The sequence below is a fragment of the Trinickia sp. Z7 genome (assembly GCF_056498045.1).
On the sequence record NZ_JAUEQW010000015.1, the window covers coordinates 42,918 to 68,699 of the forward strand.

Below are 25,782 nucleotides of genomic sequence, written 5' to 3' on the forward strand. Positions count from 1 at the left end.
CTGGCTGGCCGCCTTAGTTCTTCGATTGATCGACGAGCTTGTTCTTGGCGATCCAAGGCATCATCGCACGCAGCTTCGAACCGACTTGCTCGATCTGATGCTCGGCCATCAAGCGGCGGCGCGATTGCAGCGTCGGCGCACCGGCGCGGTTCTCGAGAATGAAGCTCTTGGCGTATTCGCCCGTCTGGATGTCCTTCAGGACGTCCTTCATCACCTTTTTCGTCTCTTCCGTGACGACGCGCGGGCCGGTCACGTACTCGCCGTATTCGGCGTTGTTCGAGATCGAGTAGTTCATGTTGGCGATGCCGCCTTCGTAGATCAGATCGACGATGAGCTTGAGCTCGTGCAGGCACTCGAAGTACGCCATCTCGGGTGCATAGCCCGCTTCGACCAGCGTCTCGAAACCGGCCTTGATGAGCTCGACGGTGCCGCCGCACAGCACGGCTTGCTCGCCGAACAAGTCGGTTTCGGTTTCTTCGCGGAAGTTCGTCTCGATGATGCCGGCACGGCCGCCGCCGTTGGCCGCCGCGTACGACAGCGCGATGTCGCGCGCCGCGCCCGACTTGTCTTGCGCCACGGCGATCAGGTGGGGCACGCCGCCGCCTTGCGAATAGGTGCCGCGCACCGTGTGGCCCGGCGCCTTCGGCGCGATCATGATGACGTCCAGATCGGCGCGCGGGATGACTTGGCCGTAATGGACGTTAAAACCGTGCGCGAACGCGAGTGCCGCGCCTTCCTTGATGTTCGCGTGCACTTCGCTCTTGTAGACTTCGGCGATCTGCTCGTCGGGCAACAGCATCATGACGATGTCCGCGCCCTTCACGGCTTCGGCCACTTCCTTGACCGTGAGGCCCGCGCCTTCGGCCTTCTTCCACGATGCGCCACCCTTGCGCAGACCCACCGTCACGCGCACGCCGCTTTCCTTCAGGTTCAGCGCGTGAGCATGGCCTTGCGAGCCGTAGCCGATAATCGTGACATCCTTGCCTTTGATGAGGGAGAGGTCGGCGTCTTTATCGTAGAAAACTTTCATGTCGGTTCCTTCGCGTTAAATCGGTATTCGTCAAATTCGTTGAAAGCGCCCGCACGTTGCGGCGGGCGCCGATCGGTTGCTGCGTCGTGCCGCTCGTTACACCTTCAAAATACGCTCGCCGCGCCCGATACCCGAGCTGCCCGTCCGAACGGTCTCGAGAATCACGGCGGCGTCGAGCGCTTCGATGAAGGCGTCGAGTTTGTCGCTCGCCCCCGTCAATTCGATCGTGTAGGTCTTTTCGGTCACGTCGATGATGCGGCCGCGGAAGATATCCGCCATCCGCTTCATTTCTTCGCGTTCCTTGCCGACCGCCCGCACCTTGATCAACATCAGCTCGCGCTCTATGTGGGCGCCTTCGGTCAAGTCGACCACCTTCACCACCTCGATCAGGCGGTTCAAGTGCTTCGTGATCTGTTCGATCACGTCGTCCGAGCCAATGGAGACGATGGTCAAGCGCGACAGCGAACGGTCTTCCGTCGGCGCCACCGTCAAGGTTTCGATGTTGTAGCCGCGAGCCGAGAACAGGCCGACCACGCGCGAAAGCGCACCCGGTTCGTTCTCCAGCAAGACGGAGATGATATGTCTCATGTTGCTTTCCCGTTTATCCAGATGTCGATTGCCAGCGGCGCCAGGCCCCTCTCGCCTCGCGAGCACACGCCCTTCGTGAGGACGCTTTCGCGAGCGAGCGCAGGCTAGCGCCCGATAGGTGTGGTCAGAGGTCCTCGGCGCCGAGCAGCATCTCGGTGATGCCCTTGCCGGCTTGAACCATCGGCCAGACGTTTTCGGTCGGATCGGTCTGGAAATCGAGAAACACGGTGCGATCCTTCAAGCGCAGCGCCTCCTTGAGCGCCGGCTCGACATCGGCCGTCTTTTCAACTCGAATGCCCACGTGGCCGTATGCCTCGGCCAGCTTCACGAAATCGGGCAGCGCATCCATGTAGGAATGCGAATAGCGCTTGCTGTATTCGATCTGCTGCCACTGGCGCACCATGCCCAGATAGCGGTTGTTCAGCGAGATGATCTTGATGGGCGTCTCGTATTGCTTGCAGGTGGACAGCTCTTGAATGCACATCTGGATCGAGCCTTCGCCCGTGATGCAGACGACTTCCGAATCGGGGTGCGCCATCTTCACGCCCATCGCCGCCGGCAGGCCGAAGCCCATCGTGCCGAGCCCACCGGAGTTGATCCAGCGGCGCGGTTTGTTGAAGCGATAGAACTGCGCGGCCCACATTTGGTGCTGGCCGACATCGGAGCAGACGAACGCTTCGCCGTCGGTCAGCTCCCAGAGCTTTTCGACGACGTACTGCGGCTTGATGATCTCGCTCTTACGGTCGAACTTGAGGCAATCCTTCGCGCGCCACCCTTCGATGTCCTTCCACCATTGCGCGAGCGCCTCGGTGTCGGGTCCGTGCTCGGCATGCTGAAGCTGCTCGATCAGTTCCTTGAGCACTTCCTTGACGTCGCCGACGATGGGGATGTCCACCTTCACCCGCTTGCTGATGGAGGACGGATCGATGTCGATGTGGATGATCTTGCGCGGGCGCGACGAGAAGTGCTGCGGATCGCCGATCACGCGATCGTCGAAGCGCGCGCCGATCGCAATCAGCACATCGCAATTTTGCATCGCCATGTTGGCTTCGTACGTGCCGTGCATGCCGAGCATGCCGAGGAACTTCTTGTCGCTCGCACGGTAGCCGCCCAGCCCCATCAACGTGTTCGTGACGGGATAGCCGAGCAAATCGGCGAATTGATTGAGCTCGCGCGAGGCGTCCGCAAGGATGATGCCGCCGCCCGTGTAGATGTAGGGGCGCTTGGCCGAGAGCAGCAGCGACACCGCCTTGCGGATCTGGCCCGAATGACCTTTCGTGACCGGATTGTACGAGCGCAGCGAAACGTTCTTGACCGGTTCGTACTGGCAAGGCGTTTTGGAAATGTCTTTCGGGATGTCGATCAACACCGGCCCGGGACGCCCCGTGCGCGCGATGTAGAAGGCCTTCTTGACGGTGGAGGCGAGCTCGCGCACGTCCTTCACGAGGAAGTTGTGCTTGACGCAAGGACGCGTGATGCCGACGGTGTCGCACTCCTGGAAGGCGTCTTGACCGATCGCGGCCGTTGGCACCTGCCCGCTGATGATCACCATCGGGATCGAATCCATGTAGGCCGTCGCGATGCCGGTGACGGCGTTCGTCACGCCGGGCCCCGACGTCACGAGACAGACGCCGACCTTGCCCGTGGAGCGCGAGTAGGCGTCGGCAGCATGCACGGCGGCCTGTTCGTGGCGCACGAGCACGTGCTGCACTTTGTCCTGCTTATAGAGTTCGTCGTAGATATACAGTACCGCGCCGCCGGGATAGCCCCAAAGCACCTCGACGCCTTCGTCGGCCAGTGCGCGCATGAGCACGGTGGCGCCAATCGAATCGGCTTCGTGGGAAGGAGTGGTATCCGACGTGGAGAATTCCGCGCTGGGCATGTTCATCATTCACCTTTCGAATTTTCGGCAAAAAATTGATCGGGTGCTCTCTGCCGGGCTTGTGGCTCGGGTTCAAGCGGCGCGTCCACTTTGACGGGCGAGCTTCATGGGCCCACCCAAAAAGAGACAAGTCACTTATGTTGCGAACCGGAGACCTTATCGGTTGTACGTCTTCCGGTCAAGCAAAATTGCACCGGGCGCCCTGGTCCGTTGCGCCCCGAACTCGTCGTTTTCCACCCAAATACAACGCGCCGAGCGCCAATCGAGGCCAGAGTCATCCCCACTATCTCGAAAATTTGCTAGCATCCGCGGGTTTTACGACATTTTTTCAATCGATTACGGCTCTGGCGGAAATTTCACGCCGCCCCCTCGGATGGCATCAGACAAGGAACTCGCCGATTTTCTGGCGGGCGCCGAAAGGCGCGCGTTCAAGCACACCGTCTACGCCGTGCGCGACGACGACGCCGCCCTCGACATCGTCCAGGACGCGATGATCAAACTCGCCGAAAAATACGGCGATCGCCCCGCTGCCGAGCTTCCGCTGCTATTTCAGCGTATCTTGCAGAATGTGATGCACGACTTCTTTCGCCGTCAGAAGGTGCGCAACACGTGGGTGAGCCTGTTTTCGTCGCTCGGCAGCGGCGAGGACGAGGAATTCGATCCGCTCGAGACGATCGCGGCCGAGGAAGGCTCGAGCGCCGGCCAGAGCAGCGAGCAAAAGCTCGAGCGCGAGCAAGTGCTCAGCCTGATCGACGGAGAGATCCAAAAATTGCCGGCGCGTCAACGGGAGGCGTTTCTCATGCGTTATTGGGAAGATATGGATGTCGCCGAGACCGCCGCCGCGATGGGCTGCTCCGAGGGCAGCGTAAAAACGCACTGCTCGCGAGCGACGCACACGTTAGCGGCCGCGCTCAAGGCCAAAGGAATTACGCTATGAGCTCCGCTCCCGATAAAGAAATCGAGTTCGCGGGCAAGGTTCGCCGCGCGCTCGACGAAAGCGCGGCCGGATTGTCCGCCACGACGCTCGACCGGCTTGCCGGCGCGCGCCGTCTCGCGCTCGCACGCAAAAAGCCCGAAACCGTCGCCGCAGCGGCCTTCGTGCCGGTGCTCGCCCCTGCCGGGGCGGCGTTCGATGCGCCGCGCCCCGGCCCGAAGCGCCGTCTGTCGCCGCTCGGCCGTGTGCTGCGAGTCTGGCCCGTCGTCGCGCTGCTTGGCGGCGTCGCGCTCATCGCCTACTGGGAGAACGCGCAACGCGCCGCCGAGTTGGCCGATATCGATGCCGCGATGCTCAGCGACGATTTGCCGCTCAATGCGTACCTCGATCACGGCTTCAACGCGTATTTGTCGCGTGCGCGCTAACGCGGGCGGGAGATCGATCGGGTGAGCTACAAGCGCGGTTTGGCCGTTTTGTTCGGATCAACGATCGCGGCCGCGGTCGCGTTCGCGGCCACCTACCCTCGATTCTTCGAACGCCCGAACGCGCCGCAGGCGGCGGGCGCTCACGGCGGCGCATCGTCCGCGCCCGCACCGCTGTCCGTCGTCGAATTCCCCCCGCTCGCCGTCGATACCAATCCGCTCTCATGGGCGCATCTCACCGACGCGCAGCATGCGGCGCTCGCGCCGTTCGCAGCCGAATGGGATAACTTCAGCGACGAACGCAAGCGAAAATGGATCAAGATCGCATCGCGTTTCGCGAAGATGTCGCCTGAAGCACAAAAAAGACTGCATGAACGCATGGCCGAATGGGTACGCATGACGCCCGATCAGCGGCGCGTCGCGCGCGAGAACTACCAAGTTTCCAAAGCGTTGCCGCCGCAAACCCGGCAAAAAGCCTGGCAGGCCTATCAGGAACTGTCGCCCGAACAGAAGGCGAAACTTGCCGCGATCGAACGCAAGCGCCGGCCTACCGTCGTGAGCGCGCCGCCCTCGGGCCAGCGCAGCGAGATTCGCGGCTTGAGCCGGCTCGTGAACCCGCCGCCGGGCGCAAGCGGCGCTTCCGTCGCTGCCGCCACGAGCGCCGCCAGCGCCACTATCGCGCCGCCGGCATCGGCCTCGGGCGCATCCGGCGCCATCAACCCCGCGGTGCCGGTGCCGCCGACGCCGATGTCGCCCTCGGACGCCCCCTCCGTCTTCCGCGGCGCGTAAGCGCCGGCAGGCGAAAGCTCGACATGTCCGCTCACGCACCGAACCCGCCACCCTCGACCAAAGCGGCGCCGTGCGCCGCATCGGCCGGCGCGCCGACGATCCGGCGGCGACTGGCCGCTCTCCTTTACGAGGGCGTGTTGCTGTTCGGGATCGTGTTTTTCGCCGGCTATCTGTTCGGCACGCTGACACAACAACGCAACGGCCTCACCCACCACAACTTGCTCGCAGCCTGGATCGCGTTCGTCGTGGGCGTGTATTTCGTCTGGTGCTGGACCCGCGGCGGCCAAACGCTGCCGATGAAGACCTGGCGGCTCAAGCTCGTCGCCGCGCACAGCGGCCGGCCGCCCACGTTGGGCCGCGCGCTCGCCCGCTATTTCGCCACTTGGCTCTGGTTTCTGCCGCCGCTCGCGCTGCATCCGCTGCTTCATGTCTCCGTGCCCGGCACGCTGGCCGCAGCGCTCGTCTGGTTCGTGCTTTGGGCCGCCGCCGCTCGCCTCGATCCGGCGCGGCAGTTCCCGCACGACCGCCTCGCAGGCACGCGCCTGATCTTCGCGCGCGGCTAACCGGCGCCGGGCGCCGCCCGCGTCGCCGCTCTCTTGCGCACACACCGTAATACGAAGTTCTCGTGACTGTCATGTTGCAGTCACGCGCGCGTGGCGCAATGGGCGTCATGTTCAACTCGACGCGAGAAGCCATGGACCGCAAGACGTCCGCGACTTCCCTCCTTAGGCAACTCGGCGCCAGCGTCGATTCCGTCCCTTTCCACCCCCCGGCGCAAAGCGGTGCCCCCGCGCTACCCGCCGACGCCGCGACGCTCGATGCGGCCGGCCATCAACACGACGACGGGGTTGGCGAGCCGTTGCGTTACCGCACGATTTGGCTCTCGGACATCCATCTCGGATCGAGCGGCTGCCAAGCGCCGTATCTGCTCGATTTTCTGCGGCACAACGAGTCGGAATACCTGTATCTCGTGGGCGACATCATCGACGGCTGGCAGCTCAAGAAAGGCTGGTACTGGCCGCAGGCGCACAACGATGTCGTGCAGAAGATCCTGCGCAAAGCGCGCAAGGGAACGCAGGTCGTCTATATCCCCGGCAACCACGACGAAGGCGCGCGGCAGTTCTGCGATTTGGCCTTCGGCGACATCCACGTGCGCGGCGAAGCGTTTCATACGACGCTGCTCGGCAAGCGCCTGTGGATCGTCCACGGCGATTTGTTCGACGGTGTGATCCAGCACGCGAAGTGGCTCGCTTATCTCGGCGATACCGCCTACACGGCGATCCTGATTTTGAATCGCTGGTTCAACCGGCTGCGCAGCCGGCTGGGCCTGCACTACTGGTCGCTGTCGCAATACCTGAAGCATCAGGTCAAGAACGCCGTCAACTTCATCTCCTCGTTCGAACACGTAATGGTGGAGGAAGCGCGCCGGCGCGGCTGCGACGGCGTGGTCTGCGGCCATATCCACAAGGCCGAGATTCGCGACGTCGACGGCCTGCTGTACTGCAACGACGGCGACTGGGTCGAGAGTCTATCGGCGCTCGTCGAAACGCTCGACGGCGAGCTCAAGGTCCTCTATTGGACCGTCATGCGCGCGCCGGCCGCCACCCCACGTAAAGCCAAGGCAACGGCTTAGCGCCCTTTCGCTATTCGACACGGATCCGACCGCATGAAAATCATGATCGTCACCGATGCCTGGGAACCGCAGGTCAACGGCGTCGTGCGCACGCTGAAGAACACGACGCGCGAGCTGACCGCACTCGGGCATCGCGTCGAGCTGATGACGCCGCTGGAGTTTCGCACCATCCCCTGCCCCACTTATCCGGAAATACGGCTTTCGCTGCTGCCGCGGCGGCGCGTGCATGCGCGTATCGACGAGTTCGCCCCCGATGCGCTGCATATCGCCACCGAGGGGCCCCTCGGGATGGCCGCGCGCGCCTATGCGCTGCGCCACGGCCTGCCGTTCACGACCGCGTATCACACCCGCTTTCCCGAATACGTGCAGGCGCGCTTCGGCATTCCGATTTCGTTCACCTACCGCTTCTTGCATTGGTTCCACGCGCCTTCGCTCGCGGTGATGGCGCCGACGCCCGTGGTGAAGAGCGATCTCGAACGGCACGGCTTCGACAACGTCGTATTGTGGACGCGCGGCGTGGATCTCGAGATCTTTCATCCGATGGATTCCAAGGTGCTCAATACGGCACGCCCGATTTTCCTGTACGTCGGCCGCGTCGCCATCGAAAAGAACGTCGAAGCGTTTCTCGAGCTCGACTTGCCGGGCTCGAAGTGGGTCGCCGGCGAAGGGCCCGCGCTCGCCGAGTTGAAGTCGCGCTACCCGGAAGTCAATTACCTGGGCGTGCTGACTCAAGCCGAGCTGGCGAAGGTCTATGCGGCCGCCGATGTCTTCGTGTTCCCGAGCCGCACCGATACGTTCGGGCTCGTCTTGCTCGAGGCGCTCGCCTGCGGCACGCCCGTCGCGGCTTATCCCGTCACCGGGCCGATCGACGTGCTCGCCGGGGGCCATGCCGGCGCCATGAACGAGGACCTGCGCGAAGCCTGTCTCGATGCGCTCAAGATCGATCGAGCCGACGCGCGCGCGTGGGCCGAACGCTTCTCGTGGCAGGCCGCCTCCGCGCAATTCGCCGCTCATTTGAAACCGCTCACGCGCAGCGCCGGGCGCGAGGAAAGCGCCGCCGCATGAAACGCGACGAGCCGCTTACCCACGACGAGCACGCCGAGCACGATCCGCACGAGGGCGTCTCGCACGAGCCGCTTTCGCCGGACGATCCGCTCTCGCCGCTGCCGTTCAACCCTTACAAAGGCAACCGGGGCCTGACGCGCGCCTGGCACGCGCTTAAAAATTCGATCGCGGGGTTTCAAGTCGCGATTCGCGAAGAAAGCGCGTTTCGGCAAGAGCTGACGCTCGCCGCCATCCTCGTGCCATGCGGCGCGCTCGTGCCCGTCGACGCCGTCTCGCACGTGCTGTTGATCGGCTCGGTGCTCTTGGTGCTCATCGTCGAGTTGCTCAATTCGAGCGTCGAAGCGGCGATCGACCGCATCTCGCTCGAGCGCCACGAATTGTCTCGCCGCGCGAAAGACCTCGGCAGTGCGGCCGTCACCGTCGCGCTTTCCACCTGCGTGCTGACGTGGGCGCTCATCGTCGGCCCCTTGGCCGTGCGCTGGCTCGGCGGCTGAGGCAAGCACCCATGCTCGGCCTCGGCGGCGTCTCGAATTAGCCGCAGCGCTCACGCGGTGTCGACGACACGACGCCGACACCCGTCCGGCGGGGCGCCCCACGAAAACGCCATCTCGACGTTCGGGGAACAGAACGACCGGTTTATAATCGTCCGACGCAGTTGCAAAAGATACCAACCGAGCCGGGCGCAGCAACGCAGCGTCGCGCGAGCGCCGCGCGTGCCCGGCAGCACAGGGCCGGACGACATGGAAGCCAAAACTCCCCGCCGCACCCGCGAACGGATTCTCGAGCTGTCGTTGAAGCTATTCAACGAAATCGGCGAGCCGAACGTGACCACCACGACGATTGCGGAGGAAATGGAGATCAGCCCAGGCAATCTCTACTACCATTTCCGCAATAAAGACGACATCATCAACAGCATCTTCGCCCAGTTCGAGCAGGCGATCGAGAAGCGGCTGCGGTTTCCGGAGGACCATCGTCCGACGATCGACGAGACATGGTCCTACTTGCAGTACATGGCCGATTTCATGTGGACCTACCGGTTCCTCTATCGCGACCTGAACGATTTGCTGGCGCGCAACCGCACGCTCGAGACGCACTTCAAGCAAATCATCAGCCACAAGGTGCGCTTCGCGCAGGAAATGTGCGAGTTGCTCGTCGCCGACGAGGAAATGGTCGCCACGCCCGAGGAAATTCAGGTCATCGCGACGAACATGGGCGTGATCGCGACGTACTGGCTGTCGTATCAGTTCGTCATGCATCCGCGCAAATACAACGATCAGGAAGCGATTCGCGCCGAGCTTCACCAGGTGAGCGTGCACGTGATCTCGATCATGGCGCCTTACCTGCGCGGCCGCTCGCGTCAGTTGTTCGACGATCTCGTTTCCGGCAAGCTGCCCAAGCGCGAATTCCACGACTATCTGCCGCCGCGTGACGCGGCCGGCCGCCCGAAGGACAGTTGATGAAATCGGTCTGCGTCTACTGCGGCTCCTCGATCGGGGCCAAACCCATCTACGCCCAAGCCGCTCAGGCGTTCGGGCGCGCGCTCGTCGCGGCCGGTTGCTCGCTCGTCTACGGCGGCGGGCGTGTCGGGCTGATGGGCGTGATCGCCGACGAAGTGCTGGCGGCAGGCGGGCGCGTCGTCGGCGTCATCCCGGAACTGCTCGTCGATAAGGAAGTCGGTCACCCCGGGCTGACGGAATTGCACGTCGTGCCCGACATGCATCAGCGCAAACGCATGATGGCCGACTTGTCCGATGCATTCGTCGCGCTGCCCGGCGGCGCGGGCACGCTCGAAGAGTTGTTCGAGGTCTATACGTGGGCGCAACTCGGCTATCACCATAAAGCGATCGGCCTATACGACATCGGCGGCTACTACGATCCGCTCGTGACCATGCTCGAGCACACCGTTCGCGAAGGCTTCATGCAGCAGGCCTATCTCGATCTCTTGCAGATCGATTCCGACGCGCTCTCGCTGCTCGACAAATTGCGCCGTTACCATCCGCCCGGCCGCGACAAATGGGCGACCCAGCGGGAGGCGGTTTGAGCGCCCGCGGGGTAGGGCCGGCGAAATCGGCAACGATAGCCGCGCCGCTTTTCATCGGCTCGCGCGCCGCAGCCTTGCGCGAGACTTCGAGATGAATCCCGCCCCCGTCGTTCTCATTACTGGCGCAAGCCGCGGTATCGGCCGCGCCACCGCCGTCTTGCTCGGCGCGCAGGGGGCGGCCGTCGGCATCAACTACGTGCGCGACCGGGCTGCAGCCGAGCAAACAGCCGCCGAAGTCGAACGCGCAGGCGGACAAGCCGTGCTCCTGCAAGGCGATGTAGCCGACGAGCAAGCGGTCGTCGCCATGTTCGATGGCCTGCAGGCCGAGTTCGGCCGCATCGATGCGCTCGTGAACAACGCCGGCATCGTGGCGGCGTCGCTGCCGCTTGCCCAGATGGACGCCGCACGGCTCAAGCGCATGTTCGACGTCAACGTCTTCGGCGCTTATCTATGCGCACGCGAGGCGGCGCGCCGCATGTCGCTCGACCGAGGCGGCAGCGGCGGGGCGATCGTGAACGTCTCGTCGGCGGCTTCGCGCCTCGGCTCGCCGAACGAATACGTGGATTACGCCGGCTCGAAAGCGGCCGTCGACACGATGACGATCGGCCTCGCCAAAGAACTCGGGCCGCGCGGCATCCGCGTCAACGCCGTGCGGCCGGGACTGATCGAGACGGATATCCATGCGAGCGGCGGCCAGCCGCAACGCGCCGCGGCGCTCGGCGCCCAAACGCCGTTGGGTCGCCCCGGGAAAGCGGAAGAAGTCGCCCAAGCGATCGTCTGGCTTCTGAGCGACGCCGCCTCGTACGTGCAAGGGGCGTTGCTCGACGTGAGCGGCGGCCGTTGAGCGCGGTTGGCGTTCGAAAGGCCGCGTCGGTGTTCCGATTCAAAACGACGAACCGGGCTCGCGCAGGAAAGCCAATTCCTCGTCCGTCGATGCTCGACCCAACGCGATATTGCGATGAGGAAAACGGCCGAAGCGCTCGATGATGACCGCATGCCGGTGCGCGTAGTCGACATAGCTGCCCCTACCCGTCTGCCCCGTCTCGCGCGCGAGCGCTTCGAACAGCCGAACCGATTCGCGCTGCGCCGCAAGCGATTCGGCGTGCTGGAACGGTAGGTAGGCGAAGGCTCGATGCTCGGCCGTAGGCAAGTCTCGATCAGCATGGCTTTCGACGAGCCGGCGGGCGACTTCGAGCGCCTTCGCATCGGCAGCGAACGCCTGCTCGGAGTCACGGCATGTGTTGCGCGAGAACTGATCGAGCACGATGATGAGCGCGAGCGCCCCGAGCGGGGTGCCTTGCCAACTGTCATGCTCGCCGCGCCGCGCGGCCGCGAGCGTCGCGCCAAAGCGTTCGCGGATCGTCGCGTCGAAGGCGTCGTCGCGCTTGAACCAACGTGCGGATGGTTGTCCGAAGCCCGCCGTGCTGGGCTCGCCGAACCAAAAATCGAGCACGGCCCGGGCCTCAGGGTCGAGCGCCGCATGATCGGCGTCGATCTTGATGGCAGCGTCTCGCAGCTTCGGTTGGTCCGCGTTGCGATCGGCACCGCTCGCCCGATCGGCATCGCAGGTCGTTGTCGTTGCCGTTCCCTCCGTGCGCTTGGACTTTTCCGTCATTGCAACTCCATCACGAGGCGCCGCGTCCGCGCCGTCTTCTTTTCGATTTTAGCGACGCGCAGCGCGCCGATCTCCGACGTATTGCCAACGTGCGTGCCCCCGCACGGCTGCAAATCGATTTGGTCGATCCGCAAGAGCCGAACACGCCCGAATCCGACCGGGGGCTTGACGCTCATCGTTCGCACGAGCTCTGGACGTGCAGCCATCTCCTCATCGGTGATCCACTCGGTCGACACCCGATGCCCGCCGCCGACGAGCTCGGCCAGCCGCCTTTCGACGAACGCTCGCTCGATCGGCTCGTTCGTGACCAGATCGATGCGCGCGTAGTCGGCCGTGATGCTGCAGCCGTCGACCGGATACGGCAACACCGCGCAAAGCAGATGCGTAGCCGTATGCAGGCGCATATGCCGGTAGCGCCGCGTCCAGTCGATTTCGGCTACGACGCTCGCGCCGGGCTGTAACCGGGCCAGCTGCGCCTCCTGCCCTGGCGCCGGAACGTGCAAGGCGTCGTCTGGGCTCGCGCCCTCGAACTTGGCCTTGCGCGTATCGGCGACGGCGATGGACGTGCCGTCGCCCAACGTCAGCATACCCGCATCGCCGGCTTGACCACCGCCTAGCGGATAGAACACCGTTTTATCGAGCAAGATGCCCTCCGGCATAACCGCCGCGACGGTCGCGTCGCACCGGGTCATGTAGGCATCTTCGCGAAACAGGGCTTGCGTCGTCATGGGGTCGGTCCTGGAGTCGGTTCAATCGATGGCGCGCCGTCGTCGCTTGGATCTTGCCGGCCAACCGCAGCGAGCAGCGAGCGGGCGGCGCGCAGCGGCGGCGCAAGCGGTCATTATGAAAAACGACCGCCGCCCCGAACAGTCCGCCCCGAGCAAAATCGCGGCTGCACCGTACCGGCCGTTCAACCGGGCCGGTTGCGCATCCAGTCGGCCGTATCCAAAAACGACGCAACGAGCCGTTCGCGCAGCGCTTCGGGCAAGCCGACATCTTCCATGGCCCAAGCCATGCAGCGCACCCATTGATCGCGCTCGGACGAGGCGATCGCGAACGGTAGATGGCGCGCCCGCAGACGCGGATGGCCGAAGCGTTCGATGTAGTGATCGGGGCCCCCCAGCCAGCCGCACAAAAACCAGAACAGCTTGTCGCGCGAGCCGTCGAGCGAAGCGGGATGCAGCGCGCGAATGCCGGCGAATTCCGGCTCGAGGTCCATCAAATCGTAAAAGCGGTCGACGAGTTCGCGCACACGCGCCTCGCCGCCCACGAGATCGAATGCGCTCGGCTGCGCGCCTTGCGTTTCGTCGCCGGTCGAATCTGTCATACCTTCACTTCGTCACGTCTATCAATCGAAAGCGACATCGCCGCGGGCGACGCCCTCGGGAAGTCCGAACTGGCTGCATCACGTCTCGCGCAGAGACTGCGCCGCCGGCCGCCGCAGCACGCGCCGCAGGCTCAGCCAGCCGCCTACGCCCGCGCAGGCGACGCCGGCCGCCACCCCCGCCGGCAGTAGCCACGGGTCGAGGTCGAGATGGAAATCGAACACGCGCGTCGCGAGCACGATGCCGAGCGCTTGCGCGCCCAAAGCCGCCATCAGCCCCGCCAGCGCGCCGACGAGCGCGAACTCGGCCGCATGAACGGAGCGTACCTGACGGTGAGACGCGCCAAGCGCGCGCAACAACGCCGATTCTCGCACGCGCTCATCGCGTGTGCCGGCCAACGCCGAATAGAGCACGAGCACGCCGGCCGCGAGGGTGAACGCGAATAGGAACTGCACGGCGCCGATCACCTGGTCGAGCACATGCTGGATTTGCGCGAGGATCGGTGTCGTATCGATGGCCGTGACGTTCGGATGCGCGGCGATGAGGCCGTCCAGGATGGACCGCCGCTCGGGCGGAAGATGAAAACTCGTGATGAAAATCGCAGGCAGGTCCTCGAGCGTGGCCGGCGGCATCAGCACGAAGAAATTGACCTTGAACGTACCCCAGTCGAGCTTGCGCACGCTCGTGATCGGGGCCTCGATCGGCATGCCGGTCACGTCGAAGCGCAATACGTCTCCAAGTTTCAGGCCGAGCAGCTTGGCAAGCCCCGCTTCGATGGAGATCTCGGGCCGCTTCGTGCCGCCGTACCATCGCCCCTCGGCGATCCGGTTGTCGCTTGGCAAAGCGCTGCGATACGACAGATTGAATTCGCGATCGACGAGGCGCCGGGCGTCGTCGTTCTTGTATGACTCCGGCACGACGCGCTTGCCGTCGATCGCAACGAGCCGGCCCCGCACCATCGGCTCGAGCGCGATATCGGCGACGCCGTGCGTGCGCAGATAGTCGAGCACTGCTTGCCGCTCATCGGGCTGGATGTCGATCAGAAACTCGTTGGGTGCATCGGGGGGCGTGGAGTTGCGCCAGCCGGCCACGAGATCGTTGCGCGTCATTGCAATGAGGAGCAGGCACATGAGGCCGATCGCGAGCGCGGTGATTTGCAGCGCGCTGGCCCAGCCGCGCCGTTCGAGCGACGCCAATGCGTAGCGCCACCCGACGGAGGCAGCCAAGCGCCGGCCGCTGTCGCTGCGGGCGAACCGCGCGCAGAGCCACAGCGCCGCGCGGGCCACCGCCGCGAATACGACGAGCCCGAACGCGAAGCCCGCAGCGACGATACCGCCGAGTTTGAGCTCGCCGGCCGCGAGGACCAGCAACGCCCCGAACAACGCGATGCCGAGGGCATAGGCCCACCAGGCCGTGCGGGCCTGCCCGTCCCACTCGCGGCGCAGCACGCGCAGCGGCGGCACCCGCGTGAGCGGCAAGAGCGGCGGCATCGCGAAGCCGAACAGCAGCACGAGCGCCGCGCCGATGCCCTCGAGCGCGGGCAAGGGGCTCGACTGCGGCAACGCCACGGCGATCAGTTGGCCAAGCCAGGCCAGCAAGACGAAGTGCCCCGCATAACCGAGGGCGGCGCCGGCGACGCCCCCCGCCGCACCGACGAATGCGAACTCGAGTGCAACGAGTGTGCGCAATTCGCGCTGACCGAGGCCCAGGCAGCGCATCACGGCACAGCCGTCGAGATGACGCCGCACGTAGCGGTGAGCGGCCATGGCGATCGCGACGGCCGCCAGCAACGCGGTCAGCAGCGCGACGAGACGCAAAAAGCGCCCGGCGCGATCGAGCGTCGCACGCACTTGGGGCTGGCCGTCGTTCAACGATTCGAGCGCCACGCCACGCAGCTTGCCGCCGTCGACCCGCGCATGCGCGAAAGCCGCAAAGCGCGCGACGGCGGCATCGTCTCCGGCGACCAGCAATCGGTACGTCACGCGGCTACCGTAGCCGATGAGCCCGGTGGAAGCGAGATCGTCGGCGCGCACCATGGTGCGGGGAGAAAAATTGACGAAGGCGAAGCCGCGATCGAGTTCGCGCGTGATGACGGCGCCGATCGTGAAGCGGCGATCGCCGAGCGCCACGACGTCACCCACGCGCGCATGCAGCGTTTCGAGCAATTGTTCATCGACCCACACCGTGCCTTTGGCGGGAATGCCGTCGGCGCGGTGGTCCGGCGCACCGGCCGCCGGCGCGATGCGCAAGGCGCCGCGCAAGGGATACGTCGGCGAGACGGCCTTGACCGCCGCGAGCCGCGCATTCGACAACCCTGGATCGTCCGACGCGCCCGTGGCGACGCGCGCGACCATGCTCGGAAAGATCGCGGTCGTGGCAGTGCGCAGGCCGAGGCTATGGGCTTCGTCGAAGAATGCGGAATCGACGGGGTGATCGGAACGGACCACGAAATCGGCCGCGATCATGCTGCGCGCGTCGCGCTCCAGCCCTTGTTGCAGACGGTCGGCGAGAAAACCGACGCTGGAGAGGGCGGCGACCGCGAGCACGAGCGCAATGACGAGCATCGTCAACTCGCCGGCGCGCCAGTCCCGCGCGGTCATGCGCGCGGCTTGGCGTACGAGCCCCATGCGGCTAGCCGGCGGCCGCGGCGTGCCGGAAGTCGCTGCGCGGCTCAATCGCGCTTGCCCCCGAACGAGCCCAGGCGCGAGACCATGTGCGCCGCCATTGCGCGAAAGCCGCCTTGGACGCCGCGCCACAAACGCGGCAGCGCCCAGCTCGCGAAGGCGAGAAAGAGCGCCATCAGCACGAGAAAGACGAGCGGCACGAACAACGCGAGCGCGAGCCCGACGCAGACGAGCACGTCCTCCATCGACGAGGCGACCCAGTTCGAGAAAGGCTCCGGCGAGAAGTTGATCAGTGCGCGCGTGCCGGCCTTGGTCAAATGCGCCGAGCCGGCAAGCGCGCCGCCCGCGAGCGCCGCGACGGTGAGCAACGTCGGATCGGCATGCCCGAGCGCGCCCGCGGCAAGCAGCGCGCCGGCGGGAATGCGGATGAACGTCTGAATCGCATCCCAAAGCGAATCGAAGGCGGGTATGCGGTCGGCCAGGAACTCGACGACGGCGAGCACGGCCGCTGCGCCGATGACCCAGCCCGAGTCGAGCGCCGATAGGGTGTCGGGCAGATGGACGATGCCCAGCCGGGCAGAAACGCCCACCAGAAAAACAGTCAGATAAAGACGCAAGCCGCTGGCCCACGACAGACCCGCGCCCAGCGAAAGTGCGTCGAGCATTGCCCCCTCCCTGCCTACCGGCGACTGAGGCCGCACGCGCACGCTCGCGGTGCGCGCTTTGATCTCATTATAGACACGTGCGGCGGCGCGGATCAGGCGTCAGATCAAGGCAACAGCACCGTCGAGCCCGTGGTCTTGCGCCCCTCGAGCGCGCGATGGGCGTCGGCCACATCCTTGAGCGCATAGCGCTGACGCACGTTCGTCTTCACCTTGCCCGAGGCGATCACTTCGAATAGCTCGGACGCCATTGCATCGAGCCATTCGCGCTTGGCGATATAGCTGAACAGCGTCGGCCGCGTGAAAAACAGCGAGCCGCGGTTCGACAATTCCGCCGCCTCGATCGGGGGCAGCGGCCCGGAAGCGCTGCCGAAGCTGACGAAATAGCCGAGCGGCGCGAGGCAATCGAGCGAGCCTTTGTAGGTGTCCTTGCCGATCGAGTCGTAAACGACGGGGACGCCGGCCCCGTTCGTGATCTCCTTTACGCGCTCGGTGAAGTTCTCGCGCGTATAGACGATCGGGTAGTCGCAACCGTGCGCCTTGGCCAGTTCGGCCTTTTCGTCGGAGCCGACGGTCCCAATCACCGTCGCCCCGAGCGCCTTGGCCCACTGGCAGACGAACAAGCCCACACCGCCCGCGGCGGCATGAATCAGGATCGTCTGCCCCGGTTCGACGCGGAACGTTCGCCGCAGCAGGTATTGCGCGGTCAGCCCCTGCAGCATGGCCGAGGCCGCATCGTCGAAGGAGATCGAATCGGGCAGCTTGACGAGCGCGTCGGCGGGAAGCACGCGCTCCTCGGCATAGGCGCCGGGCGGGCGCGCGACGTAGGCGACGCGGTCGCCGGCTTTGAAGCGCGTGACGCCGGCCCCCACCTCGGTGACGACGCCGGCCGCCTCCATGCCGAGCCCCGCAGGTAGCGGCAACGGGTAGTGGCCGGTACGAAAGTAGACGTCGATGTAATTGAGGCCGACCGCGTGCTGCTCGATGCGCACCTCGCCGGCGCCGGGCGCACCCACCTCGACGTCGACCCACTGCATGACTTCGGGACCGCCCGTGCGGTCGATTCGAATCGCTTTCACCATGGGGTTCTCCTTGACGAGCCTCTCGCTCGATTGCTCCGTTTCATGCGGCGTGGCGAAATGCCGCTGCTCTATCGCCGCCCCACCGTTTCCTTGCCCGAGCGCAGTGCTCAAGCCGTGGCGGACGTGCGCGCCGCGAGCGTATCGAGCAGCATGCGCGCCGTGGCGACGTTGGTCGCGCAAGGAACGTCGTGCACGTCGCACGCGCGCACGAGTGCGTTGATGTCGGGTTCGTGCGGCTGCGGCGTCATGGGATCGCGCAGGAAGATCACGAGATCGACCTTCCCCTCGGCCAGCATCGCCCCGATTTGCAAGTCGCCGCCGTACGGGCCGGAGAGCATCCGCTCGACCGTCAAGCCGTGCGTATCCGCAATGCGCCCGCCCGTCGTGCCCGTCGCGATGAGCTTGCAGACGCGCAAGGTCGGCGCGTACTCGCCTGCGAGGGCAACGATGTCTTCCTTCATGTGATCGTGCGCGATCAGCGCAACGCAGGGGGTCATGGCGCAACTCCTTCCAAGTCAAACGATTTCATCATCAATAATCCGCCGGCCCGATCCGGCGTCGGTCAGAAGGTGCCGGGATAAGCGCCGCCGTCGATGAGCCAGTTCTGGCCCGTAATGTAGCTCGCATGCGCGCTGCACAGGAATGCGCAAGCCTTGCCGAATTCGCCGGGCTGCCCGAGCCGCTGCGCGGGAATGCCGGCCGCGCGCTCGCGCCGCGCCTCGTCCACGCTGATCCCCTTGGCGTGCGCCTGCGCATTGAGCGTAGTCGCAATTCGGTCGGTATCGAAGAGCCCAGGCAGCAGGTTGTTGATGGTCACGTTGTGCTGGGCGACCTTGCGTGCAACGCCGGCGACGAAGCCCGTGAGGCCCGAGCGCGCCCCGTTCGACAGGCCCAGCACATCGATGGGCGCCTTCACGGACGAGCTCGTGATGTTGACGATGCGGCCGAAGCCGCGCGCGATCATGCCGTCGATCGTGGCCTGCAGCAGCGCGATGGGGGTAAGCATGTTGGCCTCGAGCGCGCGGATCCAATCCTCGTGCGTGAACTGGCGGAAATCGCCGGGCGGCGGGCCGCCCGCGTTGTTGATCAGGATGTCCGGCGCGGGACAGGCCGCCAGCGCGGCCGCTCGGCCCTCGGCCGTGGTGATGTCGCAGGCGACGGTTCGCACCGATACGCCGGTGTTCGCGCGGATCTGCGCCGCGGTGGCCTCGAGCGTCGCCTGCGTGCGTGCGACGATGACGAGCGCTACGCCTTCGGCCGCAAGCGCCTCGGCGCAGCCGCGCCCGAGTCCCTTGCTGGCCGCGCAAACGAGCGCGGTGCGTCCTGCGATTCCAAGATCCATGCGTGTGTCCCCAATATCGACGGGCAATGGGGGCGATTGTAGAAGAATCGCCGCGATCGCGCCGAGCGCCTTCGCGGCGCGCAGGACGAAGGCCTCGTGCCGAAAAATCGCCGCCGGCCGCTGCGCTTCTTTCGGTAAACTTGCGCGACTCTCTCTCGATCGCGCCGCCTGGCGCCCCCGCCATGAAACAAGATAGCCGTTTCCCGAACCTATTCATCCTCAATCACCCGCTGATTCAGCACAAACTCACGCATATGCGCGACAAGGACACGTCCACGCGCACATTTCGGGAGCTGCTGCGCGAAATCACACTGTTGATGGGTTACGAGATCACGCGCAACTTGCCGATCACGACACGCCGTGTCGAGACGCCGCTCGTCGAAATCGACGCGCCCGTGATCGCGGGCAGGAAGCTCGCGATCGTTCCGGTGCTGCGGGCAGGAATCGGCATGTCGGACGGCTTGCTCGAACTGATCCCGTCGGCGCGCGTCGGACATATCGGCGTTTACCGCGACGCCGAGCATCGGCCCGTCGAATACCTCGTGCGGCTGCCCGATCTCGAGGACCGCACCTTCATTTTGTGCGATCCGATGGTGGCGACGGGCTATTCGGCCGTGCACGCAGTCGACGTGTTGAAGCGGCGCGGCGTGGCGGGCGAGCATATCTCGTTCGTCGCGCTCGTGGCCGCGCCCGAGGGGGTTCAGGTGTTCCAAGACGCCCATCCGGACGTCAAGCTTTATGTGGCATCGCTCGACTCGCACCTGAACGAGCACGCGTATATCGTGCCGGGACTCGGCGACGCCGGGGACCGGCTGTTCGGCACCAAGAACTGACGGCGGCGGCAAGCCCAGAGGCGCCGACGAATAAAACGGGGCGCAATAAGCAATAAATTCGCAGGCGGCTGCGCATCCGCTTCACGCGGCGCGTGCGCGGCGCGAGGCCGGGCGCAGCGGCCCCGCGCCGCCGCCGCCGCCCGGGCGGCATGGTAAAATCGCGGTCTGCTCTTCGGACGGCCTGCCCTCCTCGCATCGCGGCCCGCGTAAACTGAAACACGCGGAAAACGCACGCCACATGGGCAGCACGCCGCCCGGCGCCTGGACCACCGGCAGGACTCGCACGGTTCACACGATTCGCAATCGACAAAAACGCATCATGCGTGCGCCCAATCGGCGCGCGCCACGGAGAAACGTATGGCTGGTCATTCCAAATGGGCCAACATCAAACATAAGAAGGCGGCAGCCGACGCCAAGCGCGGCAAAGTCTGGACGCGCCTCATCAAGGAAATCCAGGTCGCGGCCCGCATGGGCGGCGGCGAAATCGACTCGAATCCGCGTCTGCGGCTCGCCGTCGAAAAGGCCTACGACGCCAACATGCCCAAGGACAACATCAACCGCGCGATCCAGCGCGGCGTGGGCGGCGTCGACGGGGCGAGCTACGAGGAAATCCGCTACGAAGGCTACGGCATCGGCGGCGCGGCCGTCATCGTCGACACGATGACCGACAATCGCACGCGCACGGTTGCGGAAGTGCGCCACGCGTTCTCGAAATTCGGCGGCAACATGGGCACGGACGGTTCGGTTTCGTTCCTGTTCGATCACGTGGGCCAATTCCTGTTCGCCCCCGGCACGCCCGAGGACAAGCTCATGGATGCGGCGCTCGAAGCAGGCGCGAACGATGTCGTCACGAACGACGACGGCAGCATCGAAGTGCTGTGCGCACCGAACGATTTCTCCAAGGTCAAGGAAGCGCTCGAGGCAGCCGGCTTCAAAGCCGAGCTCGCCGAAGTCACGATGAAGCCGCAAACCGAAGTCGAGTTCACGGGCGATGACGCCGTGAAAATGCAAAAGCTGCTCGATGCGCTCGAAAACCTCGACGACGTTCAAGAGGTTTACACGAACGCGTCGATCGCGGACGAGTAAAGGACGCTTCCATGAAATTACTCGTCGTCGGTTCCGGTGGCCGCGAACACGCGCTCGCTTGGAAGCTCGCGCAGTCGCCGCGCGTGCAAGTCGTCTACGTGGCGCCAGGCAACGGCGGCACGGCGCGGGACGAGCGCCTGCACAACGTCGATATCACCGATCTGGCCGAATTGGCCGATTTCGCTGAAAAAGAGCAAGTCGCGCTGACCGTGGTCGGTCCCGAAGCGCCGCTCGCGGCCGGCATCGTCAATCTGTTCCGCCAGCGCGGCCTGAAGGTGTTCGGCCCGACGAAGGAAGCGGCGCAGCTCGAAAGCTCGAAGGATTTCGCCAAGGCGTTCATGAAGCGTCACGGCATTCCGACGGCAGAATACGAAACGTTCGCCGACGCGGCCGCCGCGCACGCTTACGTGGATCGGAAAGGCGCGCCCATCGTCATCAAGGCCGACGGGCTCGCCGCGGGCAAGGGTGTGGTCGTCGCAACGACGGCCGACGAAGCGCATGCCGCCATCGATATGATGCTCGCCGACAACAAGCTCGGCGATGCCGGCGCACGCGTGGTCGTCGAGGAATTCCTCGCGGGCGAGGAAGCGAGCTTCATCGTCATGGTCGACGGCAAGCATGTGCTGCCGCTCGCCTCGAGCCAGGATCACAAGCGCTTGCTCGACGGTGACCAAGGCCCGAACACGGGCGGCATGGGCGCGTACTCGCCGGCCCCGATCGTCACGCCGCAATTGCATGCGCGCGTGATGCGCGAAATCATCCTGCCGACGGTGCGCGGCATGGAGAAGGAAGGGATTCGCTATACGGGCTTCTTGTATGCGGGCCTCATGATCGACGCCGAGGGCAATCCGAAGACGCTCGAATTCAATTGCCGCATGGGCGATCCCGAAACGCAGCCGATCATGGCGCGCTTGAAGGGCGATTTTTCCAAGGTGATCGAGAGCGCGATCGCGGGTACGCTCGATACGGTCGAGCTCACGTGGGACCGCCGCACGGCGCTCGGCGTCGTGCTCGCCGCGCACAACTACCCCGACGCCCCGCGCAAAGGCGACCGCATCAACGGTATTCCGCCCGAGACCGATACTGCCGTGACGTTCCATGCAGGGACGGCGCTCGTCGACGGCAAGCTCGTGACGGCCGGCGGGCGCGTGCTGTGCGTGGTAGGTTTGTCCGATTCGGTGCGCGGCGCGCAATCGGCCGCCTACGAAGCGATCAACCAAATCTCGTTCGACGGCATGCAGTATCGTCGCGATATCGGCTATCGCGCTTTGAACCGCAAGCACTGATCGCCGGCGGCGCGCTAGCGCGCTCGCCTTCATTCGCCTCCGGGCCGTTCGCGGCCCGGTCATTCGCGGTCCGGCTCTTCGGCCTCTTTTGCGTACGCCACTCTATGTCCGATACGACCTACGACGTCTCTTCCGTGCGCAGCTATTTGCAAGGGCTGCAAACGCGCATCGTCGATGCGCTCGGCGCGCTCGACGGCAAGCCGTTCGGCGCGGATGCCTGGACGCGGCCGCCAGGCGAGAAGCTACGAGGCGGCGGGCTCACGCGCATTTTGGAAGAAGGCGAGCTGATCGAGCGCGGCGGGGTCGGCTTCTCCGATGTCGCGGGCGAGAAGTTGCCGCCCTCGGCCAGCGCGCTGCGGCCGCACCTGGCCGGGCGCGGGTTCGAAGCCATGGGCGTGTCGCTCGTCATCCACCCGCGTAATCCGTACTGCCCTACCGCCCACATGAACGTGCGCATGCTGGCGGCGACCAAGGAAGGCGAAGCGCCGATCTTCTGGTTCGGCGGCGGCATGGATTTGACGCCCTACTATGGCTTCGAGGAAGACGCCGCGCATTTCCATCGCGTGTGCCGCGATGCGCTTGCGCCGTTCGGCGCGGATCTGTATCCGCGCTTCAAGCGCTGGTGCGACGACTACTTCTTTCTGAAGCACCGTAACGAGACGCGCGGCGTGGGCGGCATCTTTTTCGACGACTTCGACGAACTCGGTTTCGAGCGCTCGTTCGCGATGGTCAGGAGCGTCGGCGACGCATTCGTCGACGCCTATCTGCCGCTGCTCGAAAAACGGCGCGCAACCCCCTACGGGGAACGCGAGCGCGCGTTCCAATGCTATCGCCGCGGCCGCTACGTCGAATTCAACCTGGTCTACGACCGCGGCACCTTGTTCGGGCTGCAAAGCGGCGGCCGTGCCGAATCGATCTTGCTGTCGATGCCGCCCGTCGCGAATTGGCGCTATGACTGGCGCCCCGAACCGGGCACGCCCGAGGCGCGGCTTTACAGCGATTTTCTGACGCCGCGAGATTGGGCGTGACGCGAGGCCGCTTGACCGCCGAGGACGACATCTGACTGCCACCCACCCTGCCCCGTCGCGCGAGGCCCGCCCGCCGCAGCCCATGCTGCCGCGCCGCGTCGGTTTGCTCGGCGGAACCTTCGATCCGATCCATAACGGGCATCTCGCGCTCGCGCGCCGCTTCGCCGGCCTGCTCGCGCTGACCGAGCTCGTCTTGCTGCCGGCCGGGCAACCCTACCAGAAGGCTGGGGTTTCGGCGGCGCGGCACCGGCTGGCGATGACGCGCGCGGCGGCCGCCTCGCTTACGCTGCCGGGAGTGGCCGTGACTGTCGCGACCGACGAGATCGAGCACGAAGGGCCGACTTACACGGTCGAGACGCTCGCGCGCTGGCGCGCGCGCGAAGGCGAGGACGTGTCGTTGGCGCTCTTGATCGGGGCGGACCAGTTGCTTCGGCTGGACACCTGGCGCGATTGGCGCCGCTTATTCGAGTTCGCGCACATTTGTGCGGCCACGCGGCCCGGCTTCGATTTGTCGAGCCTGTCGCCGGCGCTTGCCGCGGAACTCGGCCCGCGCAGAGCCGACGCCGGCACGCTGCGTTGCACGCGCGCGGGGCATTTGCTCATCGACGATACCCTCGCGTTGGATGTGTCGGCTACCGATATTCGCGCCCATCTGAAAGCCAAGCTTGCGCGAGACGCCAGCGCGGGCGAGCGGGCCGCCATGCCGGACGCGCACGGCGCGCCGGCGCCCGAGCCGATCCCCGATGCCGTCTGGGACTATATTCTTCAACATCACCTGTACCATCCGTAACCATGGATATTCGCAAACTGCAGCGCGCAATCGTAGACGGTCTCGAAGACGTCAAAGCGCAAGACATCCGCGTCTTCAATACGACCCATCTGACCGAGCTGTTCGATCGCGTGATCGTGGCGAGCGGCACCTCGAACCGCCAAACGAAGGCGCTCGCCTCCAGCGTGCGCGAGAAGGTGAAGGAAGCCGGCGGAGAAATCATCAGCACCGAGGGCGAGGACATCGGCGAATGGGTGCTCGTCGATTGCGGCGATGCCATCGTCCACATCCTGCAGCCCGCGCTTCGCCAGTACTACAACCTCGAGGAAATCTGGGGCGACAAGCCGGTGCGCGTGAAACTCTCGAACACGAGTCCGTTCGCGGGTGCGCGGGCGACCGAGTTCGACGGCGAAGACGAGGACGAAGACGAACTTAACGAGGCGGCGCCGGCGGCAAAGTCCGCGCGCAAGAGCGCGCCGCGCAAGGCCCCTGTGCCGGCGAGCAAAACCGCCGCGCGTAAAGCGCCCGCCCGCAAAGCGAGCGGGAAGTAACATCTAAGCGGCGGCGCGTGCGGCAATGAAACTGCATATCCTGGCCGTCGGCCATAAGATGCCCGACTGGATCGCGACCGGTTTCGACGAATACGCGAAGCGCATGCCGCCGGAATTGCGCATCGAACTGCGCGAAATCAAGCCGGAACCGCGCACGAGCAGCCGCTCGGCGCAAAGCGTGATGGCTGCGGAGCGCCAGCGTATCGAAGCCGCGTTGCCGAAAACCGTCCGTCTCGTCGCGCTCGACGAACACGGCCGCGACTGGACGACGATGCAACTTGCGCAGGCGCTTCCCGACTGGCAGCGCGACGGCCGCGACGTTGCGTTCGTGATCGGGGGCGCCGATGGCCTCGATCCCGCAATCAAAACCCGGGCCGAGCTGCTGCTGCGGCTATCCAGCTTGACGCTGCCGCACGGCATGGTCCGCGTGCTGCTTGCGGAACAGCTTTACCGCGCGTGGAGCATCACGCAGAATCACCCTTATCACCGCGTCTGATACGGCGTCCGTTCTCATCGGCGGCCGCCTGCGCCCAACGAGAACGAACGATCCATGTCGCAGCCGAGTCGCCGCCTTCCGCTATACCCCTATCTCTACCTTGCTTCGCAAAGCCCGCGTCGGCAGGAGCTGCTCGCGCAACTGGGCGTGCGCTTCGAGCCGTTGCTACCGCTGCCCGACGAAGATGCCGAAGCGTTGGAGGCCGAGCTGCCCGGCGAGTCCGCGCATGCCTACGTGCAGCGGGTATGCGTGGCGAAGGCCGAGGCGGCGCGCGCGCGGCTATCGGCGCTCGCGCATGCGGCGGCGCCGATTCTCGTCGCCGATACGACCGTGACGATCGACGGCGCCATCCTGGGCAAGCCCAGTGATGTCGAGCACGCCGTGCAGATGCTTGCGCGGCTCGCGGGGCGCGAGCATGAAGTCCTTACCGCGGTGGCCGTGGTCGATGCGGGCGGTACGCTGCTCGAGCCCGCGTTGTCTCGCTCGACGGTGCGCTTTTGCGCCGCCCCGCTCGCATCGCTCACGCGCTATGCGATGACGGGCCAGCCGCTCGGCAAGGCAGGCGCTTACGGAATCCAAGGCCGCGCCGCCGAGTTTATCGAACGAATCGACGGATCCTATTCGGGTATCATGGGTCTGCCCCTATTTGAGACGGCCGCGCTGTTGCGCCAGGCACGCGTCGACTTCTGAAGCCGCCGA

29 protein-coding genes are annotated in these 25,782 nt (G+C 65.4%); 18 read left to right on the top strand and 11 right to left on the bottom strand.

Going from position 1 to position 25,782, the window contains the following annotated elements:
* Nucleotides 1-13: 13 nt before the first annotated feature.
* From ilvC to QQS38_RS21430, 3 genes are all read right to left on the bottom strand, one after another.
* A complete protein-coding gene (gene ilvC / locus QQS38_RS21420; RefSeq protein ID WP_479647364.1) occupies nucleotides 14-1,030 on the bottom strand; it encodes a ketol-acid reductoisomerase in 1,017 nt (338 codons plus the stop codon).
* Between the two features lie 96 nt (nucleotides 1,031-1,126).
* Nucleotides 1,127-1,618: an acetolactate synthase small subunit gene (ilvN, locus tag QQS38_RS21425; RefSeq protein WP_102646316.1), complete on the bottom strand. Its 492-nt coding sequence runs from the start codon at nucleotides 1,616-1,618 to the stop codon at nucleotides 1,127-1,129.
* 124 nt (nucleotides 1,619-1,742) lie between these two features.
* Nucleotides 1,743-3,506: an acetolactate synthase 3 catalytic subunit gene (locus tag QQS38_RS21430; protein ID WP_479647438.1), complete on the bottom strand. Its 1,764-nt coding sequence runs from the start codon at nucleotides 3,504-3,506 to the stop codon at nucleotides 1,743-1,745.
* Between the two features lie 367 nt (nucleotides 3,507-3,873).
* Between QQS38_RS21430 and QQS38_RS21435 the strand changes: the two genes are divergently transcribed.
* The 10 genes from QQS38_RS21435 to QQS38_RS21480 all read left to right on the top strand — a co-directional run bounded on the left by QQS38_RS21435 (nucleotide 3,874) and on the right by QQS38_RS21480 (nucleotide 11,228).
* Nucleotides 3,874-4,437, top strand: a complete 564-nt coding sequence (locus QQS38_RS21435; RefSeq protein ID WP_479647365.1) for an RNA polymerase sigma factor — start codon at nucleotides 3,874-3,876, stop codon at nucleotides 4,435-4,437.
* A complete protein-coding gene (locus tag QQS38_RS21440) occupies nucleotides 4,434-4,859 on the top strand; it encodes a DUF3619 family protein (protein WP_479647366.1) in 426 nt (141 codons plus the stop codon). The genes QQS38_RS21435 and QQS38_RS21440 overlap by 4 nt, the downstream gene beginning before the upstream one ends.
* Before the next feature lie 21 nt (nucleotides 4,860-4,880).
* Nucleotides 4,881-5,645 (top strand): DUF3106 domain-containing protein, encoded by a 765-nt coding sequence (locus tag QQS38_RS21445; RefSeq protein ID WP_479647367.1) that lies wholly within the window; start codon nucleotides 4,881-4,883, stop codon nucleotides 5,643-5,645.
* A gap of 23 nt (nucleotides 5,646-5,668) precedes the next feature.
* Nucleotides 5,669-6,208: an RDD family protein gene (locus QQS38_RS21450; protein WP_479647368.1), complete on the top strand. Its 540-nt coding sequence runs from the start codon at nucleotides 5,669-5,671 to the stop codon at nucleotides 6,206-6,208.
* A gap of 131 nt (nucleotides 6,209-6,339) precedes the next feature.
* Nucleotides 6,340-7,278 carry a UDP-2,3-diacylglucosamine diphosphatase gene (locus QQS38_RS21455; protein ID WP_479647439.1) on the top strand — a complete coding sequence of 313 codons (939 nt, stop codon included), beginning with the start codon at nucleotides 6,340-6,342 and terminating at the stop codon, nucleotides 7,276-7,278.
* 33 nt (nucleotides 7,279-7,311) lie between these two features.
* Complete coding sequence (locus QQS38_RS21460; protein WP_479647369.1) at nucleotides 7,312-8,343, top strand: glycosyltransferase family 4 protein; 1,032 nt, start codon at nucleotides 7,312-7,314, stop codon at nucleotides 8,341-8,343.
* Nucleotides 8,259-8,837, top strand: coding sequence for a diacylglycerol kinase (locus QQS38_RS21465; protein ID WP_479647370.1), 579 nt, complete (start codon nucleotides 8,259-8,261; stop codon nucleotides 8,835-8,837). The genes QQS38_RS21460 and QQS38_RS21465 overlap by 85 nt, the downstream gene beginning before the upstream one ends.
* A 246-nt stretch (nucleotides 8,838-9,083) precedes the next feature.
* Nucleotides 9,084-9,800, top strand: coding sequence for a TetR/AcrR family transcriptional regulator (locus tag QQS38_RS21470; protein WP_277429976.1), 717 nt, complete (start codon nucleotides 9,084-9,086; stop codon nucleotides 9,798-9,800).
* On the top strand, nucleotides 9,800-10,384 hold the full coding sequence (locus QQS38_RS21475) for an LOG family protein (protein WP_479647371.1): 585 nt from the start codon (nucleotides 9,800-9,802) through the stop codon (nucleotides 10,382-10,384). Before QQS38_RS21470 ends, QQS38_RS21475 begins: the two co-directional genes overlap by 1 nt.
* A gap of 91 nt (nucleotides 10,385-10,475) precedes the next feature.
* A complete protein-coding gene (locus tag QQS38_RS21480) occupies nucleotides 10,476-11,228 on the top strand; it encodes an SDR family oxidoreductase (RefSeq protein ID WP_479647372.1) in 753 nt (250 codons plus the stop codon).
* 39 nt (nucleotides 11,229-11,267) lie between these two features.
* Here QQS38_RS21480 and QQS38_RS21485 read toward each other — a convergent pair whose 3' ends face one another.
* From QQS38_RS21485 to QQS38_RS21520, 8 genes are all read right to left on the bottom strand, one after another.
* Nucleotides 11,268-11,999, bottom strand: coding sequence for a DUF924 family protein (locus tag QQS38_RS21485; protein ID WP_479647373.1), 732 nt, complete (start codon nucleotides 11,997-11,999; stop codon nucleotides 11,268-11,270).
* The gene (locus tag QQS38_RS21490) at nucleotides 11,996-12,727 is read right to left on the bottom strand and encodes an alanyl-tRNA editing protein (protein WP_479647374.1); all 732 of its coding nucleotides are present in this window, start codon (nucleotides 12,725-12,727) and stop codon (nucleotides 11,996-11,998) included. Before QQS38_RS21490 ends, QQS38_RS21485 begins: the two co-directional genes overlap by 4 nt.
* A 182-nt stretch (nucleotides 12,728-12,909) precedes the next feature.
* Nucleotides 12,910-13,326 carry a group II truncated hemoglobin gene (locus tag QQS38_RS21495; RefSeq protein ID WP_479647375.1) on the bottom strand — a complete coding sequence of 139 codons (417 nt, stop codon included), beginning with the start codon at nucleotides 13,324-13,326 and terminating at the stop codon, nucleotides 12,910-12,912.
* Nucleotides 13,327-13,404: 78 nt separating this feature from the next.
* A complete protein-coding gene (locus QQS38_RS21500) occupies nucleotides 13,405-15,951 on the bottom strand; it encodes an ABC transporter permease (protein ID WP_479647376.1) in 2,547 nt (848 codons plus the stop codon).
* A 44-nt stretch (nucleotides 15,952-15,995) separates the two neighbouring features.
* Entirely contained in the window at nucleotides 15,996-16,613 is a 618-nt protein-coding gene (locus QQS38_RS21505) for a DUF4126 domain-containing protein (protein ID WP_479647377.1), read from the bottom strand.
* A 104-nt stretch (nucleotides 16,614-16,717) separates the two neighbouring features.
* Complete coding sequence (locus QQS38_RS21510) at nucleotides 16,718-17,692, bottom strand: quinone oxidoreductase family protein (RefSeq protein ID WP_479647378.1); 975 nt, start codon at nucleotides 17,690-17,692, stop codon at nucleotides 16,718-16,720.
* 107 nt (nucleotides 17,693-17,799) lie between these two features.
* Entirely contained in the window at nucleotides 17,800-18,189 is a 390-nt protein-coding gene (locus tag QQS38_RS21515) for a methylglyoxal synthase (protein ID WP_479647379.1), read from the bottom strand.
* A 65-nt stretch (nucleotides 18,190-18,254) separates the two neighbouring features.
* Nucleotides 18,255-19,034 (bottom strand): SDR family oxidoreductase, encoded by a 780-nt coding sequence (locus QQS38_RS21520; protein WP_479647380.1) that lies wholly within the window; start codon nucleotides 19,032-19,034, stop codon nucleotides 18,255-18,257.
* Between the two features lie 182 nt (nucleotides 19,035-19,216).
* On the opposite strand from QQS38_RS21520, the gene upp reads away from it, so the two are divergent.
* From upp to QQS38_RS21560, 8 genes are all read left to right on the top strand, one after another.
* Nucleotides 19,217-19,867, top strand: a complete 651-nt coding sequence (upp, locus tag QQS38_RS21525; RefSeq protein WP_277429965.1) for a uracil phosphoribosyltransferase — start codon at nucleotides 19,217-19,219, stop codon at nucleotides 19,865-19,867.
* Between the two features lie 357 nt (nucleotides 19,868-20,224).
* On the top strand, nucleotides 20,225-20,953 hold the full coding sequence (locus tag QQS38_RS21530; protein ID WP_479647381.1) for a YebC/PmpR family DNA-binding transcriptional regulator: 729 nt from the start codon (nucleotides 20,225-20,227) through the stop codon (nucleotides 20,951-20,953).
* 11 nt (nucleotides 20,954-20,964) lie between these two features.
* Entirely contained in the window at nucleotides 20,965-22,239 is a 1,275-nt protein-coding gene (purD, locus tag QQS38_RS21535; RefSeq protein WP_479647382.1) for a phosphoribosylamine--glycine ligase, read from the top strand.
* A 104-nt stretch (nucleotides 22,240-22,343) separates the two neighbouring features.
* Complete coding sequence (hemF, locus tag QQS38_RS21540) at nucleotides 22,344-23,267, top strand: oxygen-dependent coproporphyrinogen oxidase (RefSeq protein WP_479647383.1); 924 nt, start codon at nucleotides 22,344-22,346, stop codon at nucleotides 23,265-23,267.
* A gap of 82 nt (nucleotides 23,268-23,349) precedes the next feature.
* The gene (locus QQS38_RS21545) at nucleotides 23,350-24,057 is read left to right on the top strand and encodes a nicotinate-nucleotide adenylyltransferase (protein WP_479647384.1); all 708 of its coding nucleotides are present in this window, start codon (nucleotides 23,350-23,352) and stop codon (nucleotides 24,055-24,057) included.
* 2 nt (nucleotides 24,058-24,059) lie between these two features.
* Complete coding sequence (gene rsfS / locus QQS38_RS21550; protein WP_479647385.1) at nucleotides 24,060-24,587, top strand: ribosome silencing factor; 528 nt, start codon at nucleotides 24,060-24,062, stop codon at nucleotides 24,585-24,587.
* 25 nt (nucleotides 24,588-24,612) lie between these two features.
* Entirely contained in the window at nucleotides 24,613-25,083 is a 471-nt protein-coding gene (gene rlmH / locus QQS38_RS21555; protein WP_479647386.1) for a 23S rRNA (pseudouridine(1915)-N(3))-methyltransferase RlmH, read from the top strand.
* A 54-nt stretch (nucleotides 25,084-25,137) separates the two neighbouring features.
* Nucleotides 25,138-25,773 carry a Maf family protein gene (locus QQS38_RS21560; RefSeq protein WP_479647387.1) on the top strand — a complete coding sequence of 212 codons (636 nt, stop codon included), beginning with the start codon at nucleotides 25,138-25,140 and terminating at the stop codon, nucleotides 25,771-25,773.
* Nucleotides 25,774-25,782: the final 9 nt, after the last annotated feature.

Bases quoted from the DNA above. Each gene is read 5' to 3' on its own strand.
- ilvC (WP_479647364.1), bottom strand. From the start codon at position 1,030: ATGAAAGTTTTCTACGATAAAGACGCCGACCTCTCCCTCATCAAAGGC.
- ilvN (WP_102646316.1), bottom strand. From the start codon at position 1,618: ATGAGACATATCATCTCCGTCTTGCTGGAGAACGAACCGGGTGCGCTT.
- QQS38_RS21430 (WP_479647438.1), bottom strand. From the start codon at position 3,506: ATGAACATGCCCAGCGCGGAATTCTCCACGTCGGATACCACTCCTTCC.
- QQS38_RS21435 (WP_479647365.1), top strand. From the start codon at position 3,874: ATGGCATCAGACAAGGAACTCGCCGATTTTCTGGCGGGCGCCGAAAGG.
- QQS38_RS21440 (WP_479647366.1), top strand. From the start codon at position 4,434: ATGAGCTCCGCTCCCGATAAAGAAATCGAGTTCGCGGGCAAGGTTCGC.
- QQS38_RS21450 (WP_479647368.1), top strand. From the start codon at position 5,669: ATGTCCGCTCACGCACCGAACCCGCCACCCTCGACCAAAGCGGCGCCG.
- QQS38_RS21455 (WP_479647439.1), top strand. From the start codon at position 6,340: ATGGACCGCAAGACGTCCGCGACTTCCCTCCTTAGGCAACTCGGCGCC.
- QQS38_RS21460 (WP_479647369.1), top strand. From the start codon at position 7,312: ATGAAAATCATGATCGTCACCGATGCCTGGGAACCGCAGGTCAACGGC.
- QQS38_RS21470 (WP_277429976.1), top strand. From the start codon at position 9,084: ATGGAAGCCAAAACTCCCCGCCGCACCCGCGAACGGATTCTCGAGCTG.
- QQS38_RS21475 (WP_479647371.1), top strand. From the start codon at position 9,800: ATGAAATCGGTCTGCGTCTACTGCGGCTCCTCGATCGGGGCCAAACCC.
- QQS38_RS21480 (WP_479647372.1), top strand. From the start codon at position 10,476: ATGAATCCCGCCCCCGTCGTTCTCATTACTGGCGCAAGCCGCGGTATC.
- QQS38_RS21485 (WP_479647373.1), bottom strand. From the start codon at position 11,999: ATGACGGAAAAGTCCAAGCGCACGGAGGGAACGGCAACGACAACGACC.
- QQS38_RS21490 (WP_479647374.1), bottom strand. From the start codon at position 12,727: ATGACGACGCAAGCCCTGTTTCGCGAAGATGCCTACATGACCCGGTGC.
- QQS38_RS21495 (WP_479647375.1), bottom strand. From the start codon at position 13,326: ATGACAGATTCGACCGGCGACGAAACGCAAGGCGCGCAGCCGAGCGCA.
- QQS38_RS21500 (WP_479647376.1), bottom strand. From the start codon at position 15,951: ATGGGGCTCGTACGCCAAGCCGCGCGCATGACCGCGCGGGACTGGCGC.
- QQS38_RS21505 (WP_479647377.1), bottom strand. From the start codon at position 16,613: ATGCTCGACGCACTTTCGCTGGGCGCGGGTCTGTCGTGGGCCAGCGGC.
- QQS38_RS21510 (WP_479647378.1), bottom strand. From the start codon at position 17,692: ATGGTGAAAGCGATTCGAATCGACCGCACGGGCGGTCCCGAAGTCATG.
- QQS38_RS21515 (WP_479647379.1), bottom strand. From the start codon at position 18,189: ATGACCCCCTGCGTTGCGCTGATCGCGCACGATCACATGAAGGAAGAC.
- QQS38_RS21520 (WP_479647380.1), bottom strand. From the start codon at position 19,034: ATGGATCTTGGAATCGCAGGACGCACCGCGCTCGTTTGCGCGGCCAGC.
- upp (WP_277429965.1), top strand. From the start codon at position 19,217: ATGAAACAAGATAGCCGTTTCCCGAACCTATTCATCCTCAATCACCCG.
- QQS38_RS21530 (WP_479647381.1), top strand. From the start codon at position 20,225: ATGGCTGGTCATTCCAAATGGGCCAACATCAAACATAAGAAGGCGGCA.
- purD (WP_479647382.1), top strand. From the start codon at position 20,965: ATGAAATTACTCGTCGTCGGTTCCGGTGGCCGCGAACACGCGCTCGCT.
- hemF (WP_479647383.1), top strand. From the start codon at position 22,344: ATGTCCGATACGACCTACGACGTCTCTTCCGTGCGCAGCTATTTGCAA.
- QQS38_RS21545 (WP_479647384.1), top strand. From the start codon at position 23,350: ATGCTGCCGCGCCGCGTCGGTTTGCTCGGCGGAACCTTCGATCCGATC.
- rsfS (WP_479647385.1), top strand. From the start codon at position 24,060: ATGGATATTCGCAAACTGCAGCGCGCAATCGTAGACGGTCTCGAAGAC.
- rlmH (WP_479647386.1), top strand. From the start codon at position 24,613: ATGAAACTGCATATCCTGGCCGTCGGCCATAAGATGCCCGACTGGATC.
- QQS38_RS21560 (WP_479647387.1), top strand. From the start codon at position 25,138: ATGTCGCAGCCGAGTCGCCGCCTTCCGCTATACCCCTATCTCTACCTT.